This is a genomic window from Streptomyces sp. NPDC086549 (assembly GCF_044746205.1).
GTDB lineage: Bacteria > Actinomycetota > Actinomycetes > Streptomycetales > Streptomycetaceae > Streptomyces.
The window spans coordinates 77,664-95,240 of sequence record NZ_JBIVBS010000024.1; the positions used below are offsets into that span (position 1 = coordinate 77,664).

Annotated in this window: 16 protein-coding genes; 8 read left to right on the forward strand and 8 right to left on the reverse strand. The window is 71.7% G+C overall.

The window, feature by feature from the left end:
* Positions 1-124: 124 nt before the first annotated feature.
* Entirely contained in the window at positions 125-1,447 is a 1,323-nt protein-coding gene (locus ACIPSA_RS44815) for a lanthionine synthetase LanC family protein (protein ID WP_402646366.1), read from the forward strand.
* A gap of 76 nt (positions 1,448-1,523) precedes the next feature.
* Here the strand turns inward: ACIPSA_RS44815 and ACIPSA_RS44820 are convergent, their stop codons facing one another.
* Positions 1,524-2,342 carry an SAM-dependent methyltransferase gene (locus ACIPSA_RS44820; RefSeq protein WP_402646368.1) on the reverse strand — a complete coding sequence of 273 codons (819 nt, stop codon included), beginning with the start codon at positions 2,340-2,342 and terminating at the stop codon, positions 1,524-1,526.
* A 123-nt stretch (positions 2,343-2,465) separates the two neighbouring features.
* On the reverse strand, positions 2,466-3,338 hold the full coding sequence (locus tag ACIPSA_RS44825) for an MBL fold metallo-hydrolase (protein ID WP_402646371.1): 873 nt from the start codon (positions 3,336-3,338) through the stop codon (positions 2,466-2,468).
* Positions 3,339-3,539: 201 nt separating this feature from the next.
* Between ACIPSA_RS44825 and ACIPSA_RS44830 the strand changes: the two genes are divergently transcribed.
* Both ACIPSA_RS44830 and ACIPSA_RS44835 read left to right on the forward strand, forming a co-directional pair.
* On the forward strand, positions 3,540-5,015 hold the full coding sequence (locus ACIPSA_RS44830) for a dihydrolipoyl dehydrogenase family protein (RefSeq protein ID WP_402646373.1): 1,476 nt from the start codon (positions 3,540-3,542) through the stop codon (positions 5,013-5,015).
* Between the two features lie 106 nt (positions 5,016-5,121).
* Positions 5,122-5,823: an SDR family oxidoreductase gene (locus tag ACIPSA_RS44835; RefSeq protein WP_402646375.1), complete on the forward strand. Its 702-nt coding sequence runs from the start codon at positions 5,122-5,124 to the stop codon at positions 5,821-5,823.
* Here the strand turns inward: ACIPSA_RS44835 and ACIPSA_RS44840 are convergent.
* Positions 5,817-7,217, reverse strand: coding sequence for an MFS transporter (locus ACIPSA_RS44840; RefSeq protein ID WP_402646376.1), 1,401 nt, complete (start codon positions 7,215-7,217; stop codon positions 5,817-5,819). The genes ACIPSA_RS44835 and ACIPSA_RS44840 overlap by 7 nt on opposite strands.
* Positions 7,218-7,322: 105 nt before the next feature.
* On the opposite strand from ACIPSA_RS44840, the gene ACIPSA_RS44845 reads away from it, so the two are divergent.
* Entirely contained in the window at positions 7,323-9,101 is a 1,779-nt protein-coding gene (locus ACIPSA_RS44845) for an MOSC domain-containing protein (RefSeq protein ID WP_402646379.1), read from the forward strand.
* A 30-nt stretch (positions 9,102-9,131) separates the two neighbouring features.
* Here ACIPSA_RS44845 and ACIPSA_RS44850 read toward each other — a convergent pair whose 3' ends face one another.
* The 4 genes from ACIPSA_RS44850 to ACIPSA_RS44865 all read right to left on the reverse strand — a co-directional run bounded on the left by ACIPSA_RS44850 (position 9,132) and on the right by ACIPSA_RS44865 (position 12,885).
* Entirely contained in the window at positions 9,132-10,430 is a 1,299-nt protein-coding gene (locus tag ACIPSA_RS44850) for a hypothetical protein (protein ID WP_402646381.1), read from the reverse strand.
* Positions 10,427-11,647, reverse strand: a complete 1,221-nt coding sequence (locus ACIPSA_RS44855; protein WP_402646458.1) for a glycosyltransferase — start codon at positions 11,645-11,647, stop codon at positions 10,427-10,429. Before ACIPSA_RS44855 ends, ACIPSA_RS44850 begins: the two co-directional genes overlap by 4 nt.
* A 199-nt stretch (positions 11,648-11,846) precedes the next feature.
* Positions 11,847-12,368, reverse strand: a complete 522-nt coding sequence (locus ACIPSA_RS44860) for a hypothetical protein (RefSeq protein WP_402646383.1) — start codon at positions 12,366-12,368, stop codon at positions 11,847-11,849.
* 10 nt (positions 12,369-12,378) lie between these two features.
* Positions 12,379-12,885 carry a SigE family RNA polymerase sigma factor gene (locus tag ACIPSA_RS44865; RefSeq protein ID WP_402646385.1) on the reverse strand — a complete coding sequence of 169 codons (507 nt, stop codon included), beginning with the start codon at positions 12,883-12,885 and terminating at the stop codon, positions 12,379-12,381.
* A 233-nt stretch (positions 12,886-13,118) separates the two neighbouring features.
* Here ACIPSA_RS44865 and ACIPSA_RS44870 point away from each other — a divergent pair, with 233 nt between their 5' ends.
* The 3 genes from ACIPSA_RS44870 (at position 13,119) to ACIPSA_RS44880 (ending at position 16,097) form a co-directional block, all read left to right on the forward strand.
* A complete protein-coding gene (locus ACIPSA_RS44870; protein ID WP_402646388.1) occupies positions 13,119-13,568 on the forward strand; it encodes a hypothetical protein in 450 nt (149 codons plus the stop codon).
* A gap of 121 nt (positions 13,569-13,689) precedes the next feature.
* Positions 13,690-14,820 (forward strand): PLP-dependent cysteine synthase family protein, encoded by a 1,131-nt coding sequence (locus ACIPSA_RS44875; protein WP_402646391.1) that lies wholly within the window; start codon positions 13,690-13,692, stop codon positions 14,818-14,820.
* A complete protein-coding gene (locus tag ACIPSA_RS44880; protein WP_402646394.1) occupies positions 14,817-16,097 on the forward strand; it encodes an MFS transporter in 1,281 nt (426 codons plus the stop codon). The genes ACIPSA_RS44875 and ACIPSA_RS44880 overlap by 4 nt, the downstream gene beginning before the upstream one ends.
* On the opposite strand, the gene ACIPSA_RS44885 is transcribed toward ACIPSA_RS44880, so the two are convergent.
* Positions 16,087-16,614 (reverse strand): STM3941 family protein, encoded by a 528-nt coding sequence (locus ACIPSA_RS44885; protein ID WP_402646398.1) that lies wholly within the window; start codon positions 16,612-16,614, stop codon positions 16,087-16,089. The genes ACIPSA_RS44880 and ACIPSA_RS44885 overlap by 11 nt on opposite strands.
* Positions 16,615-16,727: 113 nt before the next feature.
* Here ACIPSA_RS44885 and ACIPSA_RS44890 point away from each other — a divergent pair, with 113 nt between their 5' ends.
* Positions 16,728-17,573, forward strand: coding sequence for a GNAT family N-acetyltransferase (locus tag ACIPSA_RS44890; protein WP_402646399.1), 846 nt, complete (start codon positions 16,728-16,730; stop codon positions 17,571-17,573).
* Positions 17,574-17,577 lie beyond the last annotated feature (4 nt).

Here is a 17,577-nt window from a genome sequence, read left to right on the forward strand (position 1 = left end):
CGCTGTGACACCGGATGACACTCCGGGCACATCGATACCTGCCGCATGCGGCCGTCGTGCTGTCGTGGATCTGGCCGACCGACAGGGTCACGAGGCGCGCGCACAGTTGTAGCGTAGCCGGGTGATGGCGAGCGACGTGTATCGGGAACTGGGCGAGGCGGCCTGGTCGTGGGTGCTGGACCAGGTGCGCGAGGACGCGGGCCCATGGCTGCCGGAGACGGTGTCGGAACATGGCCAGGACATGACGCCGGCGAAGGACCGCGACACGCTGTACGCGGGCATCGCGGGCCTGGCCCCGGTCCTGGCGGAAATCGCGCAGTACCGGGACCTGAGCGAGCGTGAACAGACCCTGGCGACGGGAATCGTGACCCGGCTGTCGGCAGAGGCGAGGGACAGAACGGAACCGTCGCTGTACGACGGCCTGGCAGGCGACGCCATGGCGCTGAAGCTGCTCGCCCCCGGCAGGGAATCGATCGCGCTGCGGCGGCTGGCCGACCTGGCGACGCCCGAAGGCTGGAAGACGACAGTCGAGTTCGAACCGGGTTCCGACGCGCCGCTGAACGACATCATCATGGGCACCGCCGGAGTGGTGATGACAGCGGTCTGGGCGGGCGGTGAGTTCGCGGAGGCGATCGCCACGACGGGCTGTGAGGCCCTGCTGCGAGTGGCGGACCGTACGGAGGCGGGCCTGGACTGGGGCATCGGGGCGGACACGGAGTCGAGGGCGCCGAACTACTCGCACGGCACCGCCGGGGTGGCCGCGGCACTGGCGGTGGCGGGTACGGCACTGCACCGGGAGGACTTCGTCGAGGCCGCGGTGGAGGGAGCCCGGCATGTGCTGTCGGTGGGCTCGCTGGAGGACGACGGCTTCATCGTCCCACACACGATCCCGCCGTCGAAGCGGGAGGTGGAACCGGTCACCTACACGTGGTGCCACGGTCCGGCCGGCACCTCACACCTGTTCGCGGCGCTGGTGCGCGCCGGCGTGGCCGAGGTGGCGGGTTTTGACATCGGCGAGCTGCGGCAGCGCTGCCTCACCTCGATCCTCACCTCGGGAGTTCCACAACGTCTGCGTCCCGGCTTCTGGGACAACGACGGCCGCTGCTGCGGAACCGCCGGCGTCGGCGACGTCCTTCTGGACGCGGCGCAGGACTGCGCGACGACGGCGAGAGCGGAGACCCTTGTACAGGCGGCCCGCACGATGGGCGACGCACTGGTGGAGCGGGCGATCAGGGACGACGAGGGCGCCCGCTGGCGCTTCCTGGAACACCGCGTGGATCCACCGCTCCTGCCGCCGGGGACGGCTTGGATGCAGGGCGCGGCGGGCATCGCGGCCTACCTCCTCCGCCTCGGCCGGTTCATCGAGACCGGCCCGGATGCCTTGGTGGTGGACCGCCCCGACCAGTGGTGGGCAGTACCGGCGCGGCTGCGCAGTACGGCCGTCTGAGAGTGCGGCGGCCCGCGGGTCGGGACGGTGTCCCCTGGAGCTCCAACGGCCACTGGCCTACAGGCCAGTTGGCCGGTCACGCGTTCTTGCGGGCCACTCCTCCGTAGATGCCGATCGGCGGGGCGTCCCGCTTCGGGGGCTGGTCCGGTCGCCAGTCCGTGACCTTGACGAGGCCCGGGTCGACGAGCGTGAAGTCGCCGAAGAAGTCCAGGACCCGGGCGTGGCTGCGCAGGTTCAAGGCGGCGGTGGCACTGTTGTAGACGGCCGCCGCTTCTTCGCGCCGGTCGTCGTGGACGTCGCCCGTGGCGTGCGACAGGACGAGCCAGGAGCCGGTGGGCAGCGCGTCGCGCAGGATGGCGACGGTGCCTTCCGGGTCCTCGGCGTCGGAGATGAAGTGCATGACAGCCACCAGCAGCAGGGCCACGGGCCGGTCGAAGTCGATGACCTTGCGCACCTGGGGGTGATCGAGGACGGCCCGGGGATCACGCAGGTCGGCCAGGACGACGGAGGTGTCGGTGCCGGCCATGAGGGCCGTGGAGTGGGCACTGACGATCGGATCGTTGTCGACGTAGACGACGCGGGTCTCGGGAGCGATGGCGTGTGCGATCTGGTGCACGTTGGGTTCGGTGGGCAGGCCCGTGCCCACGTCGAGGATCTGCCGGATGCCGCCCTCCGCGACGACGTGCCGCACGGCGCGGTGCATGAAGCGCCGGTTGGCGCGGACGCCCGACCGCACCTCCGGCGCTGCCTCTATCATCCGCTCGGCAGCCTCGCGGTCGACCTCGTAATTGTCCTTCCCGCCGAGGAAGTAGTCGTACATCCGGGCAGGATGAGGCTTGCTCGTATCGATCTCGAAGTGTTGGGCACCGCTGCCGCCGCCGCGGGGAGAGGTCATGATGCCTGGCTCCGTCCTGGAATCGTAACTCGCCACCGGATCAACCATGGTGAGTGAGTGTCAGAACAACATCCTGGCATGCTGACGTGGGCTTCAGGCCGGCGGCCGCGGAGCGGGGCCCGCTCAGGCCTCCTCATCTCCCCGGTGACAGATGATGAAGTGGGGGAAGACGTAGCGGCCGGGGCGATCGGCCAGTTCGTGAGCCGCCTCGTCCAGCTCCCGCAGCTGTCGTACCGTCATCTCCAGTGGTGGCTCGTCGGGTTGGTAGGTGGTACGGACCGGGTAGTCCACGCCTGGCTCACGCGTCATCTCGACGTGGCAGCCGACCACGTGGGTCACCGGTCTCGACGCCGCGAACGCGGCCAGCCGGTCGAGGGTGGTGACGAACGCGGACCAGTCATGGACGTAGAGCCTGCCCGGATACACCGTGTCCCCGGTGAGCAGCCATCCGGTGTGCGGGTCGTAGTACGTGACGGACGACTCGTGATGGCCGGGGGTCGCCAGGCACTCCAGTACCCGTCCTCCGAGGTCCACACGGGCGGCTCCGTGGTGCTCCCGGTCGAAGCCGAACCACCTCCAGGCGGTGTCCCGATCCGCTCCCACCACCACGGTTCCGGGGCGGCCGGCGAACTGACCGTCGCCCGCCACATGGTCGCTGTGCGCGTGGGTGTGCAGTACCAGCAGGGAGTAGCCGGACCGCGGATGCTCCTGGAGCCACCGCGCGATCAGCTCGTCGACGGTCCGGCGCAGTGGAAACCACTCGGGGGATTCCGTGGCGCCGGTGTCGATGAGCACGGCCCGCTCCTCGCCGAACAGCAGGAACATGAACGGGGCCTCGTAGTGGACGGCCTTGTTCTGGCGCAGGACGTATGTGTGCTCGTCATGGGCGTACGTCTGGATCTCGGGATCCGTGTTGTGCTTCGACGAGGGCGAGCCGTGGATCCAGCGGACCCCGAGCGCACGCGGCGTCGGCTTCCGGGGCGTGAAGTCGGTCAAGCCCGCACCTTCCCTTCCGGTTTGCGGTTTCCGGGTCCTTCGCTGGGTGGCAGTCTGTACGACCCTCTTGGCCCCGGCCACTGCGGAGCCGCCGGCCGGGGCGTGGCCGCCGACCGGCATGCGGAGCTGATCCGAGGCCCCTAGGCTGGTGTATTGCGACCTCATCGCCCACCCGAACGGCAGGCGATCAAGGAGGATCCAATGACCGCGACGGTGGACCCGGATCGCTCGGAATGGGACGTGATCGTCCTCGGCGGGGCTGCGGCGGGTGAGAACGCCGCTCAGTACGCGAGCCAGTTCTCCGGCCTCTCCTCGGTACTCGTGGAGAACGACCTGCTGGGTGGTGAGTGCTCCTACTGGGCGTGCATGCCGAGCAAGGCGCTGCTCCGGCCGGTCGAGGTGGTCAGCGCCGGGACACATCTGCCCGGAGTGTCGGCCCGCCTGGACCCCGCCGGCGCGCTGGCCCGGCGTGACGAGGTCGTCAACCGGCTGGACGACAGCTCCCAGGTGCGATGGGCGCTGAACACCGGTATCGACGTGGTGCGCGGCTATGGACGGCTGGCCGGTGAACGCACGCTCTCGGTGAGCCGGCCCGACGGTGCGGCAAGGACGCTGTCGGCCCGGCACGCCGTCGTCATCGACACCGGTTCCTGCCCGGCCGTACCGGACGTGCCCGGATTGCGCGCCGCCCTGCCGTGGACCTCCCGGGATGTGACCTCGATGCACGAGGTGCCGGCTCGTGTGGTGGTCCTCGGCGGTGGTGTGGTCGCCTGCGAGGCCGCCACCTGGCTGCGCGGGCTGGGAGCCGCCGAGGTGACGATCGTCGAGCGCGGCCCGCGCCTGCTGGCCCGCAACGAGCCGTTCGCGGGAACACTCGTCGCCGAGGAACTCCGAGCCGGTGGGGTGCGGCTGCACTTGGAGCGCAGCATGTCCGAGGTGCGGCGGCCCGACGCCGACGACACCGGACGCGGCCGCGTCCACGGCGGCGAGGTGACCGTGACGCTCGACGACGGCACGGTCCTGGCCGCCGACGAGATCGTCGTGGCCGCCGGGCGGACACCGAACACGGACGACATCGGACTGCAGAGCGTGGGCCTCTCCCCCGGCGGCTATCTGGACGTCGACGACCACCAGCGCGTACGGGGAGTCGACGGCGGCTGGCTCTACGCCATCGGTGACGTGTGCGGCCGTGCGCTCCTGACGCACATGGGCAAATACCAGGCCCGCATCGCCGGAGACGTCATCGCGGCGCGAGCCGGCGGCCGCACCGAGCTGCCCTCCAGCGCCACCGGACACCTCGGGCTCCCCCAGGTCGTCTTCACCGACCCGGAGGTCGGCAGCGCGGGCATGACCGAGCAACAGGCCCGGGACGCCGGCATCGACGTGGAGGTGGTCGAGTACGACCTCGCGGCGCTCGCGGGAACCTGGGTCATGCGACCGGACTACCGCGGCCGGGCGAAACTCGTCGTCGACCGTGCCGACGACGTGGTCGTCGGAGCGACCTTCGTGGGCGCGGGCATCGCCGAACTCGTGCACTCGGCGACCACCGCCGTCGTCGGGCGTGTCCCCGTGTCCACGCTGTGGCACGTGGTCCCCAGCTATCCCACGGCCAGCGAAATCTGGCTCCGCCTGCTGGAGGCACTGCGCGCGCAGCGTCATGCGGCACTCGCCGGATGAGCCGGGCCGTGCGGTACGGGCCGGCCGTCTCCGGAGGCGATGCGCCATGACTGCCGAACCCGGACCTCCCGGAGCCCGGGGCGGGCCTGGTCTCAGGGACCGGACCGTGGTGGTGATCGGGGCCGGTGCGGGCATCGGGCTCGAAACCGCTCGCCAGGTCCGAGCAGGCGGCGGGCAGGTGATTCTGGTGGGCCGCAACCCCGAGCGACTGGAGCAGGCCGCTCGTGACCTGGAGCCGATCGGCACGGCGACGTTCGACGCCACCGACACCGACCGCCTCCAGAGGTTCTTCCAGGACCTGTCCGCTCCCGTCGACCATGTGATGGTCACGGCAGGCGGCCCCTTCTACATGCCCTTGGCGAACATGGACCTCGCCGCTGCCCGCCGGGCCTTCGACGAGCGCCTCGCCCTGACGCTGGGGACCGCCCTCTACAGCCGGGACAAGGTCCGGGCCGGAGGCACGCTGCTCTTCGTCGGCGGCACCGGCGGCCGACGTCCGGGTGTCGGCATGGCCGTCATGTCCGCCGCCACCGCCGCCCTGCCCGCTCTCGTCGCCAACCTGGCGCTCGAGATGGCGCCGGTCCGGGTCAATCTCATCGCCGCCGGATTCGTCGACACCCCCTTGTCAGCCTCGCTCCTGGGTGATCAACTCGAGGCGCGTCGCGCGGAGTTGCGCGCCAGGCTGCCCATCCGACGGGTCGTCGGCCCGGCCGACGTCGCCGCTCTCGCCGTACACATCATGTGCAACGACGCGCTCACCGGCGCCACCTACGACATCGACGGCGGACAGCAACTCCTCCCTCACTGACGCACATGACCGGACAGTCCCGGTCGCTGCGCCGGCGTGGGCTTCGGCGGTACGCACCGCCAGGCCAGGACGGCGGCGGTCAGGTAGGCGAGTGCCCCGACGGCCATACTGGTGCGCAACCCCGCGTCGTAGTCCACGGCCGTGGCGAGCAGGGTGCCACCGAGTGCCACGCCGGTGGCGCTGCCGATCTGGCGGGTGGTGTTGAACAGGGCGGAGGCCGTGCCCGAGTACCCGGCCGGTGCGGCTCCCATCACGGTGCTGGTCGTGCCGGTGAGGGCGAAGGACGTACCGAACCCCGCGGCCATCATCGGGGCCACGAGCAGCGGGTAGGCCGGGGCGGCTCCCGCCGCGACCCAGCCCGCCAGCCCCAGGGCGGCCAGGAGCATGCCGGTGACCACCAGGGGGCGATCGCCGGTTCTTCGGGCCAACCGTCCGGACAGGACCGAGGCGAACATGGTCATCGCCACGGCCGGGAGCAGCGCCGCCCCGGTGCCGAGGGCGCTGAAGCCCCGCTGGTGCTGGAAGTCGAGACTCGCGGTGAACACCATGCCGTAGAACCCGAAGTTGAACAGCAGACCGATGACGGCCCCACCGCTCATCGCCCGCGAGCGCAGCAGGCTCGGCGGAAGGGCGGGAGACCGGGCGAGCCGCTCGCGCACCACGAACGCCACGGCTGCCAGCACCGCCAGGCCTGCCGCCCCGAGGACGCCCGGATCGGTCCAGCCGCGCCGCCCGGCCTCGTTGAGCGCGGAGGTCAGCAGCGCCACCGCGGCCACGACCGCGCACTGCGCCGGCCAGTCCATGGCCCGGTCGCTCTGCCGCGGCGAGGGCGTCACGTACCGCAGTGTCAGCACCAGGCAGGCGATGCCCACGGGCAGGTTGATGAGGAACACCCAGCGCCAGCCCACCGTGGAGACGAGGAGCCCGCCGAGCAGGGGACCGGCGGAGGCGGCGATGCCCGCCATCGAACCCCACAGTCCGAAGGCCCGGGAACGCGCGGCCGGAGCCGGGTAGGCCTGCTGCAGCAGGGCCAGGGAACCGGGCACGATCAGTGCCGCACCCGCCCCCTCCACCAGCCGGGCGGCCACCAGGAACGGAGCGTTCCGCGCGAGCGCGCACGCGATCGAGGCCACGGTGAACACGGTCACGCCGGTGCAGAAGACACGACGGTTTCCCAGCCGGTCGCCCAGCGCGCCACCCGTCAGCAGCAGTCCGGCGAAGACCAGGGTGTAGCCGTCGGTGATCCACTGGATTCCGGTGAGCGAGGCCGACAGTTCCCGGCCCACGACCGGAACGGCGACGTTGATGACGGTGACGTCCAGAATCACCATGAAGTACCCGGCGCACACTGCCAGCAGCGGTGCCCCGGACCATCGTCCGCGCCCTTTGTCCATATCGAGATCCATATCAAGATCCATGTGGCCGGTGGCGGATTTGGCACGTCGGCGAAATGCTGGAGTTTCGACCGGGTGGCAAGCACATGGCGGGCGAGGTGAGTCATGCCCACGCTGGCATCGGTGAACGTCGGGCTGCCCAAGGACGTGCGGTGGCAGGGCCGCACGGTCCGTACCGGCGCCTGGAAGCGGCCCGTGTCCGGCGCGCGGACGGTGCGGCGGCTGAACATCGACGGCGACGGGCAGGGCGACCTCGCCGGCCATGGCGGGGAGATGCGCGCGGTGCTCGTGTACCAGCTCGACTCGTACCGCTACTGGGCGCGGGAGCTGGATCGCGACGACCTGAGGCCCGGCCACTTCGGCGAGAACCTCACCGTTGACGGTCTACCCGACGACGAGGTGTGCATCGGCGACCGCTACCGGATCGGCGGTGCCGTGTTCGAAGTGACCCAGCCACGGGTGACCTGCTACCGGGTCGGCCTCCGGCTCGGCGAACCCCGGATGGCGGCGCTGCTCGTGGCACATCGGCGCCCCGGCTTCTATTGCCGGGTGATCGAGGAAGGCGAGGTGGAGGCCGGGCAGGAGATCGTCAAGGTCTCCTCCGGCCCCGAAGGAATGACCGTCGAGGAGATCGACGGTCTGCTGTATCTGCCGGGGCACAGCCGGGGGCAGGTGGAGCGGGCGTTGCGGATTCCCGCCCTCAGTCCGGGCTGGCGGGCGTCGATGCTCGCCCTCCTGAGACAGGCCGACCTCGGTCCCACCGGGGCGGGCGGGAACGCGGGCCTGACCGGTGCCGCCGCCGCGCCGCCCGCCTGGCCGGGTTTCCGACGGCTGACCGTGGCAGGCGTCCACGAAGAGAGCCGTAGTGTCGTGTCCCTGACGTTGGCTGCTCCGGACGGGGTGCCGCTGCCCGCGGCGCTCCCCGGGCAGTTCCTCACGGTGCGGGTCAGACCCGACGCCCACGAGGCACCGCTGGTGCGCGGATACTCCCTCTCCGGCCCACCAGGCGCCGGCAGCTACCGGATCAGCGTGAAGCGGGAGCCCCACGGGCTGGTCAGCGCATACCTCCATACGCATGCCGCCGTCGGCGACGAGCTGGAGGTGGCCGCCCCGCGCGGCGTCTTCTGCCTGTCGGAAGGCGCGAGCCCGGTGGTGCTGGTCTCCGTGGGCGTCGGGGCCACTCCGGTGCTCGCCATGCTGCACGCCCTGGCCAGGTCCGCCGCCGAGCGGGAGGTCTGGTGGCTGCACGGCGCCCGCTCCGGCGCCGAGCACGCCTTCGCCCGCGAGACGCGCGATCTGCTGGCCGCGCTGCCGCACGCCCAATGCCGGATCTTCTACAGCCGCCCCGGCCCGGACGACCACCGGGGCGTGGACTACACCGACGAGGGCCGGCTCACCCCCGCCCGCATCGCCGGCCTCGGGCTGCCCGCCGACGCGGACGCCTACCTGTGCGGACCCCCGGCCTTCATGGACGCCACCACCGCCGCCCTCCTCGACGTGGGTCTGGAACCCTCGCGGGTGCGCACCGAGCTGTTCGGAGCGAAAACGGCCCTCACTCCCGGCATCGACACCCCGGCGACGGCTCCCGCCCCGCACCAGCCGGCCGGGCAGCCGGGCACCGGCCCCGACGTGACCTTCGCCCGGAGCGGGCTGACGGTCCCCTGGCAGCCGGACCGGATCAGCCTCCTGGAACTGGCGGAGGCCTGCGATGTGCCGGTCCAGTGGTCCTGCCGTACGGGCGTCTGTCACACCTGTGAGCTGCCCCTGCTGTCCGGTGCGGTCGACTACTCACCGGACCCGGTGGATCCGCCGGCCGAGGGCAACGTCCTGATCTGCTGCTCCACCCCGGCCAAGCACACCGACGCCGTCGTCCTGGACCTGTGAGAGGTCCGGGGCCCGGCTTCCTCGGCGTTGCTACGGAACCCCCGCCTCGAAGAGCACGTACCCCGCGTACGAGCCGGAGGCCACCGCCGCGATGCCGAGCAGGGTGCACAGCAAGGGCAGGCGCAGTCCGCGCAGTTGGACCGCGAGCGGGATGAAGAGGGGGAAGGCCGGGAGCAGATAGCGGGAGACGTTGCCGAATATCTGCTGACTGCCCAGGACCAGGGCGAAGGTGAGCAGCGTGTGGACGGTCAGGACGGCCGGAGGGCGCAGGCGGATCAGGAGGGGGAACAGGAGCAGGCCCAGGAGGACGACTGCCACGCCGATGACGTCCTCGAAGGGGTACGCGAAGAGGTAGTCGAAGTGGCCGACCGCGACGGAGGTGAAGACGTCGAGCGTCTGCTTCCCGTAGTCGAAGGTGTGGGCCCAGGCGCCTTTCTGGAGGATGAAATAGCCGCCGAGGTCGCCCATCCGGTTGCCCACCCAGAGCAGGTAGCCGACGAGCCCGAGCGGGGATATCAGCATCGCGGTCAGCGGGCGTGCGACACCGTCGTGGCCACGGCGCAGCGCGAGCAGCGCGGCGATGGCGAGGGCCGCGACGAGCGCGGCGGCCGTGGGGCGGTTGAGACCGGCCGCGAAGGTGAGGACACCCGCGGTGAGCCATCGGCGGCTCATGACGGCGTGGCAGGCCCAGACGGCGAGGGCTACATAGAGAGACTCCGAGTAGGCCGACCATTCCATGCCGGATCCGGGCCAGACGGCCCACAGGCCGGCCGCGGCCAGCCCGGCCCGCCTGCCGCCGAACCGGGCGGTGACGGCGTGGATGCCGAGTGCGGCGACGAACGAGGCGACGACCGAGACCAGCATGCCGGCGCCGTACAGGCCGAGCCCCGTGCATGCGGAGACGAGCCGCATCGTCGCTGGGTAGAGCGGGAAGAACGCCGCCGAGTTGCCTTCGATCGTGATCAGTCCGGTGGCCCCGGGAACCGGGACGAGCGCGGGGTGGTACCCGTGAGCGGCGATCTGCTGGTACCACCAGCCGTCCCAGCTGGCCAGTACGTCCCATGCGTGGGCGCCGCCGCCGAAGCGCGGGTCCTTCTTCCTGAAGTCCCCGGAGGAGTCCAGCAGGTACATGAAGACGGAGAAGCCGATGAGCTTCAGTACGCCGTACAGCGCGAGTACGGGCAGGCACTGCCGGGCCGTACGGCTCAGACGTCGGCCCCGACCGGGGTCGGGAGCGGGGTCGGCGTCGGGGTCGGCGTCGGGGGCGGGGTCGGAGGATTCGGCGGGGCTGGTGCCGGGACGGGCGCTGAGGGTCATCGCGTGGTTCATGCGGTCGTGGATCCCGTCCGGCGTCGGTTCGCGGGGAACACCCAGGCCCGGAACAGCAGGAAGCGCAGGAGTGTCACCGCCAGGCCGGCGGCGACGAGCGCCCCGGTCTCCGTGCGGCGCCCAGCGGCGGGCGCCAGGTGGTGCAGGGCGGCGAGTGACCCGCTGGTGAGGGCCAGGCCGACGACGAAGACCAGCAGTCCCTCGGCCTGGAGGCGCATCGCACCGCCACGGCCGCGCGGGCCGAAGGTGAGTCGCCGGTTCACGGCCGTGTTGGCGACCGCGCAGGCCAGCAGTGCCAGCGCGTTGGCGGCCTGCGGTCCCGTCGCGGGACGCAGTTCCGCATACAGGAGCACGTGTCCGAGGGTGCTCATCGCTCCCACGACGGCGAATCGCAGGAGTCGGGCGGCCAGGCCGTCCGGCGGTCCGCCGTCGGTGCCGCGGTGCAGCCCGGCGACCGGAAGCGTGCCACGGGCCAGGGCCCGGCCGATCCGGGCGATGCCGCGCAGGTCGGCGAGCGCGGTGGCCAGGATGTCCACCCGGCTGTCGGGATCGTCCACCCAGTCGACCGGCACCTCGTGTATGCGCAGGCCGGCCCGCTCCGCGATCACCAGCAGTTCGGTGTCGAAGAACCACCCTTCGTCCTTGACCAGGGGCAGCAGCCGCTCGGCGACATCGCGCCGTACCGCCTTGAAACCGCACTGCGCGTCGGAGAATCCGACGGCCAGGGTGGAGCGCAACAGGGCGTTGTAGCAGCGGGAGATGACCTCGCGCTTGGGGCCGCGCACCACCCGGGAGCCGCGCGCCAGGCGGGTGCCGATGGCGATGTCGGAGTGCCCGGAGATCAGTGGGGCGACCAGCGGCAGCAGAGCCGTCAGGTCGGTCGACAGGTCCACGTCCAGGTACGCGAGCACCGGCGCCCGCGAGCCCGACCACGCGGCGTGCAGCGCGCGTCCCCGCCCCTTCTCGGTCACCCGAAGCCACTCCGTCTCGGGCAGCTCGGCGGCGAGCCGGGCCGCGATCCGTGGGGTGGCGTCGGTGCTGGCGTTGTCCGCGACGGTGATCCGGAACGGGTACGGGAAGGTCTCGCGCAGGTGGGTGTGGAGTCGCCGCACGCTCGGCTCCAGGTCTCTCTCCTCGTTGAACACCGGTACGACCACGTCCAGGACGGGCTCCCGCTGGTGGGTCGGCACCGGCGTGCGGATCGGCAGTCCGTCCATCCGGTGACCGGTCGTGCCGGTCGTCGGGTCGTTCATCGAGGACGAGGGGGCCATCACGGCTATCGAGCTGACTTCTGTCATTGTTCATCCCGTTTTGTGTTCTGCCGCAGGGCATGCCGAGGTCACGCACGGCAGTGCTGCGATCAGGGGTTGCGGAGGAGCGGCCGGAGGGGCAGCCGGAGCGGCGGTGCGGCTCCGGCTACCCGGCGGACGCCGAGCCCGTCGACACCGGCGTCTCCGGCGTCTCCGGCGCTGAAGGCGTGTTGGACGGCGTCGGTGCGTCCGGCGTCTCCGAGTCGGAGGGCGGGGGTGCACTGGTCGGGGTCGGATCGGAGCGCGTGGTCGATCCGAGGGGCGTGGTCGGGGTCACGGGCGGAGGGGTGGTCTCGTCGGCGGTTCCGGTGGGGGGCTCGATGGTGGTGGTCTCGCTCGGGGACGAGCCGGGCGTCGGTGGCGGTGACGTGCTCGGGGAGGCCGGGCTGAGGGCGGGCCTGGGCAGGGGGGCCTGCGGTCTGTCGTCGGCACGGTGGTGCGGCAACAGGAAGAAGCCCATGGCGAGTCCGGCCACGGCCAGGACGGAGCCGACGGCCCTCTGCACGGCGCGGGCGCGGCGGCGAGCCTGAACTCCGGACCGGAGTCGAAGCTGCTGTTCGGCCTCGAAGGGGGTGTACTCCTGGGAGTCGCGCATCATGCGCGCGAGTTCCTGCTCGAAGTGATCCATGGACTCCCCTTCACCCCACCGGCTCGATGACGTCGGCCAGGATCCGGCGCAGCCGGGCCACACCGCGCGACGCATGGGATCGTGCGGTGCCCACCGGGCACCCCAGTACCTCCGCGACGTGTTTCTCGGGCAGGTCCTGGTAGTAGCGCAGCACCACCGCGGCCCGCTGCTTCGGCGGCAACTGGGCGAGCGCCGCCTCCAGTCGCGACCGCTCGGCGACGGAGGCGGACACATCACCCACCTCGGCCCGGTCCGGCAGTTGCTCGACCGGGCGCTCGCCCCACCAGCGCCGCCGCGCCGAGCGGGCCGCGGCCCGCGCCAGAATCTTGCGTACGTATGCCTCCGGGGCCTCGTCCTCGATCCTGGGCCAGACGAACCAGAGCTTGACCAGGGCCTCCTGGAGCAGATCCTCGGCCCGGTGCCGGTCGCCTCCCACGAGCAGCCGGGCGAGGTGGAACAACGCCGACCAACGGGTTGCCACAAACCCGTCGAACCCATCGGCTCGACCCTGCTCCATCCGCACCGTCCCCGCTTTCGACCAGCCCCCTACACCTGGGGAAAGACGCCGGCAGTCGCTGCGCTATGCACTTCGGAGCTGTGATCCGGGCCACACGGACGGAGTGGTCAGTTGCCCACGGAAGGCAGTGGCAGCAGCCGCGGCGCGCGGACCGTGGGTGACGGAGGCTCGATCATTCACCCATACGTGTGCGAATACCGCCATATCGTGATGCTCTGATTACGATCAGTGGCATGCCGCAGGTCTCCGTCGGCCGCCCGCGCACGCGCGGGCCGGCCCTCGTCCTCCTCCTGGGTGTGGTCCTGACGCTCATGACCCACCTCGTGGCGTGCGCCGCGCACGCCACGGAGGAGCATCGTCCGACGGCGACGCAGGCGCGATACGGCACGGAGAGTCTCCCCCTCGCCCCCGCCGAACCGCCGGCCTGCTCCGTGACCGGCGCGGCCGACGAGCAGCCGGACAACGACGTGCTGTGCTGCGATCCTGCGCACACACTCGCCTATCTGCGCACGCCGGTGGGGACCGCGCTCCTGGCACTGCTGCTTGTCGTGTTCGTCTCCTTGCGTCACCGCCCGGAGGGCGCGGCGTCCTCCGGTGCACCGCCAGGGCACGCGGAGACACCGGAAAGGCGGGCCCGCGCCGGGTCCGCCCTGCTGCGCGTCGTCTGCATCAGCCGTACCTGACCGTGCCCCGCCCGGCGGTTCACACCGTGCCGCCGGGCCTTCGGCATCCCCACGTAGGGCACCCCCCACATACGGCACCGACGCGCGGTCCGGCATCGACCGGGCCGTAGAAGGACGCTTCATGACCACGGCTCTGCGCAGCATCTCCTCCCGCGACATCACATCCTTCCTCGCGGCACACGAACTCCCCGAACCCGTCGGCGCCGCGCGCCGCTCACCGGCCGGCATGGTCGGCAACACCCCCGTTCTGTGGATCGGCGAGCCCTTCAATCCGCCGGGGCGCGGCTTCTGGGCGAAGCTGGAAGGCTTCAACCCCGGGGGCATCAAGGACCGCCCGGCCCTGCACATGGTCGCCGCCGCACGCAAGCGCGGTGACCTGGCGCCCGGCGCGCCCGTCATCGAGTCCACCAGCGGCACCATGGGCCTCGGCCTCGCCCTGGCCGGAATCACCTACGGCCACCCGGTGACCCTGGTCACGGACCCCGGGACGGAACCCCTGATGGTGCACCAACTGCGGGCCCTGGGCGCGCACGTGGACGTAGTCACCGAGCCGCACCCGGTGGGCGCCTGGCAGGAGGCGCGCCGACAGCGGGTGGGCGAGCTCCTCGCCCGTACTCCGCGGGCCTGGTGTCCCGACCAGTACAACAACCCCGACAGCGTGGCCGCGTACGCCCCTCTCGCGCTCGAGCTGATGGTCCAGCTGGGCCGTGTCGACGTCCTCGTGGCGGCGGTCGGCACCGGCGGCCACTCGGCCGGCGTGGGCCGTACGCTGCGGACCTTCAATCCGGACCTGAGACTCGTCGGCGTCGACTCGGTGAACTCCGCCGTCTTCGGGCAGCCCGTCGGGCCGCGCCTGATGCGCGGTCTGGGCAGCAGCATCCGCCCCGGCAATGTCGACCACGCGGTCTTCGACGAGGTGCACTGGGTGGCCCCCGGCGAAGCCGTGCGGACCTGCCGCCGGCTGGCACGCGGCCATTACGCCGGCGGGGGCTGGAGTGTGGGCGCGGTCGCCCTGGTCGCGAACTGGCTGGCCCGTACCGAGCCGGAGCGCACACGGATCGCGGCGATCTTCCCGGACGGGATGCACCGCTACTGGAACACCGTGTACAGCGACGAGTACTGCCGCGAACACGACCTCCTGCGCCGCTTCCCGGCCGCCGACCCGGACGAGATCGCCGGCTGCGGCGAGCGGACGGTCGAGCGCTGGACCCGCTGTGCCCACGTCACCGTCCCGGAAGGCGCCGCGCGATGAAGCCTCTTGTCGCGCAGTTCCGCTCGTTCAACGGGTGCGTCCGGTTGCTGATGGTCCAGCAGTTCACCATCAACATCGCCTTCTACATGCTCATGCCCTATCTGGCGGCGCACCTGGCGGACGGCCTGGGCATGGCCGCCTGGGCGGTCGGTCTCGTGCTGGGTGTCCGCAACTTCGCCCAGCAGGGCATGTTCCTCGTGGGCGGAACACTGGCCGACCGGCTCGGTTACAAGTGCGTGATCATGGCCGGGTGTGTGCTGCGGACCGTCGGATTCGCCCTCCTCGGCGTCGTCGACTCGCTGCCCGCCCTTGTCGTCGCGTCGGCGGCGACCGGGTTCGCGGGCGCGTTGTTCAACCCCGCCGTGCGCGCGTACGTCGCCCAGGAGGCCGGGGAACGGCGGGTCGAGGCGTTCGCCGCCTTCAACGTCTTCTATCAGGCGGGGATGTTCGCCGGCCCGCTCGTCGGTCTGGCCCTGCTGACCGCCGACTTCCGGCTCGTGTGCGGCGTGGCCGCGGTGCTCTTCCTCGCTCTCACGGTCGTACAGCTGCGTATGCTGCCCGCCCGCGCGGCCGCCGGGGCGACGGAGTCCCGGGGAGTGCTGGCCGACTGGCGGGCGGTCGTCGCCAACCGGCCGTTCCTCCTCTTCTCCGGCGCGATGACCGGCGCGTACGTGCTGTCCTTCCAGGTCTACCTCGCACTGCCGCTGCAGGCCCACCGCGTCTTTCCCGGCCGTGGTGACGCGGTGACCACGGCCTTGTTCGCGGTGTCCGCGGCGGTGGCCGTGGCCGGTCAGCTGAAGATCACCGCGTGGGCCCGCGCCCGCTGGAGCTCCACGCATGCCATCGTCTGCGGTATCGCCCTCATGGGAGCGGCCTTCCTGCCGTTGCTGTGCGCCTCGACGACGGTGACCGCGGGCGACGGTCCCGCCGGCCGGCTCGCGGCCCTGGCACCCCTGTTCGCGGCGGTGACGCTGCTGGGGCTGGGCACCGCCGTGGTGTACCCCTTCGAGATGGACACCGTCGTCTCGCTCGCCGGCGGACGCCTGATCGCCACGCACTACGGCCTCTACAACACCGTCTCCGGTCTCGGGATCACCCTGGGCAACCTGGTCACGGGCGCGGTCTGGGACACCGCCGCCCGTCTGGGCAGGCCGGAGCTGACCTGGCTCGTGCTCGCGGCGACGGGCGCCCTGTGCGCGGGGTGTGTCGCTCTGCTGGCCCGCTCGGGGCGCCTTGGCCTCTCGGGGGACAGTGTGCGTTGCGCGTCTACTTCCTGATCGTCAACTGGGGGTGGTGGCGGCGCATGGCCTCCAGGACCTCGTCCAGGCTCACGGGGAGGGTGGTCGCCGAGATGTTCGCCGGGCTGTAGCCCAGGCGCAGGTTGGCCTTGCCGCTGATCCGGGCGAATCGTGGTGCCCGTGCCAGGTAGGCGCCCGGATCGTGGAGTATCAGCTCGATCATGCGCTGGGAGCTGGAACGGACGTTGACCTCCCGGATCCCGACCGCGGCGATCTCCGTCCAGGCGATCGGGCCCAGCATCACATGGGTCAGGCCGTCACCGGTGAGGACCAGTTCGGGCCGCCGCCGCACGATGCGGGCGAGCGCGACGCAGCCGCAGAGGCCGAAGAACAGTACGGCGGCGGCGCCACCGACGGTGGCCTTGGGAGTGGAGTGGTCGATCAGCATCCAGGTGCCCAGCGCCACGAACACGGCCGAGCCGAGCGCCACGAGCAGGGTGCGCCGGATGGAGGTGGGATAGGTCGTTCTTCGCGGATCCGCGGGTTCGGTGGTCACGCGATCAGACCCTACGGCAGCATGTGTCCTGGGCCGCGAACGGGGGATGCCGTCGACGGCGGGGTGCGTTTTTCGGGTGCGGAGCGGCCTGTCGCCGTGCTGGGATCTCCCCCATGAACGACTCGCTGCCTGCCCGTATCGAGCGGTACTACGCCACCGTGCCCCTGCACTTCGCGGAGACGGAGGAGTTCGGTCCGCTGCGACTGTTCGTACGGAAGGATCCAGGCACCCCGTACTACGGCGGTCCGAGCCATGCTCAGCCCACCCCTGGGGGCTCCGCCGCGGTCACCGCCGCCGACATCGCCCGCGTACGTGCCCGCCAGCGCGAACTCGGCGTTCCGGAAGCCTTCGAGTGGCTCGCCGAGGCGGCACCGGGGCTGCGCTCCCGCATCGAGGACGCCGGCCTCCCCGTACAAGAACGCCCGCTGCTGGCTCTCGACCCGCAGCACCCGGTGCCGCCGCAGCCCCTGCCGACGGGCGTCACGCTCCGTGCGCTGACGGCCGACGACCCCGCCCTGCCCGCGGCCCTCGCCCTCCCCCGCCTGGCCTTCGCCGAGGCAGGCACCTCGGTGGGCGCGGCGGGCCGGGCGGAGCTGTCCGCGACGGCCGAGCGGCTGATGGCGGACGGCACGGTCGAGACGACCCGCCCCGCCATCCGCGCCGGGCACAAGACGCTCGTCGCGGCCCTCGCCCCGGACGGCGTCCCCCTCGCCGCGGGCCACTACCACCCGGCGCACGGCACCACCGAGATCGGCGGCGTCTGCACACTCCCCACCGCCCGCCGCCAGGGCCTGGCCGCCGCGGTCACGGCCGCCCTCGTCACCCACGCCCACCGGCACGGTGTCCGCACCGTCTTCCTCGCCTACGCGGACAGCACCGTCGCCCGCATATACGCCCGCCTGGGCTTCCGTCCCGCCGGCAGCACACTTCTGATCGCCAACCAGCCAGCCCGTTCGTAGGCCC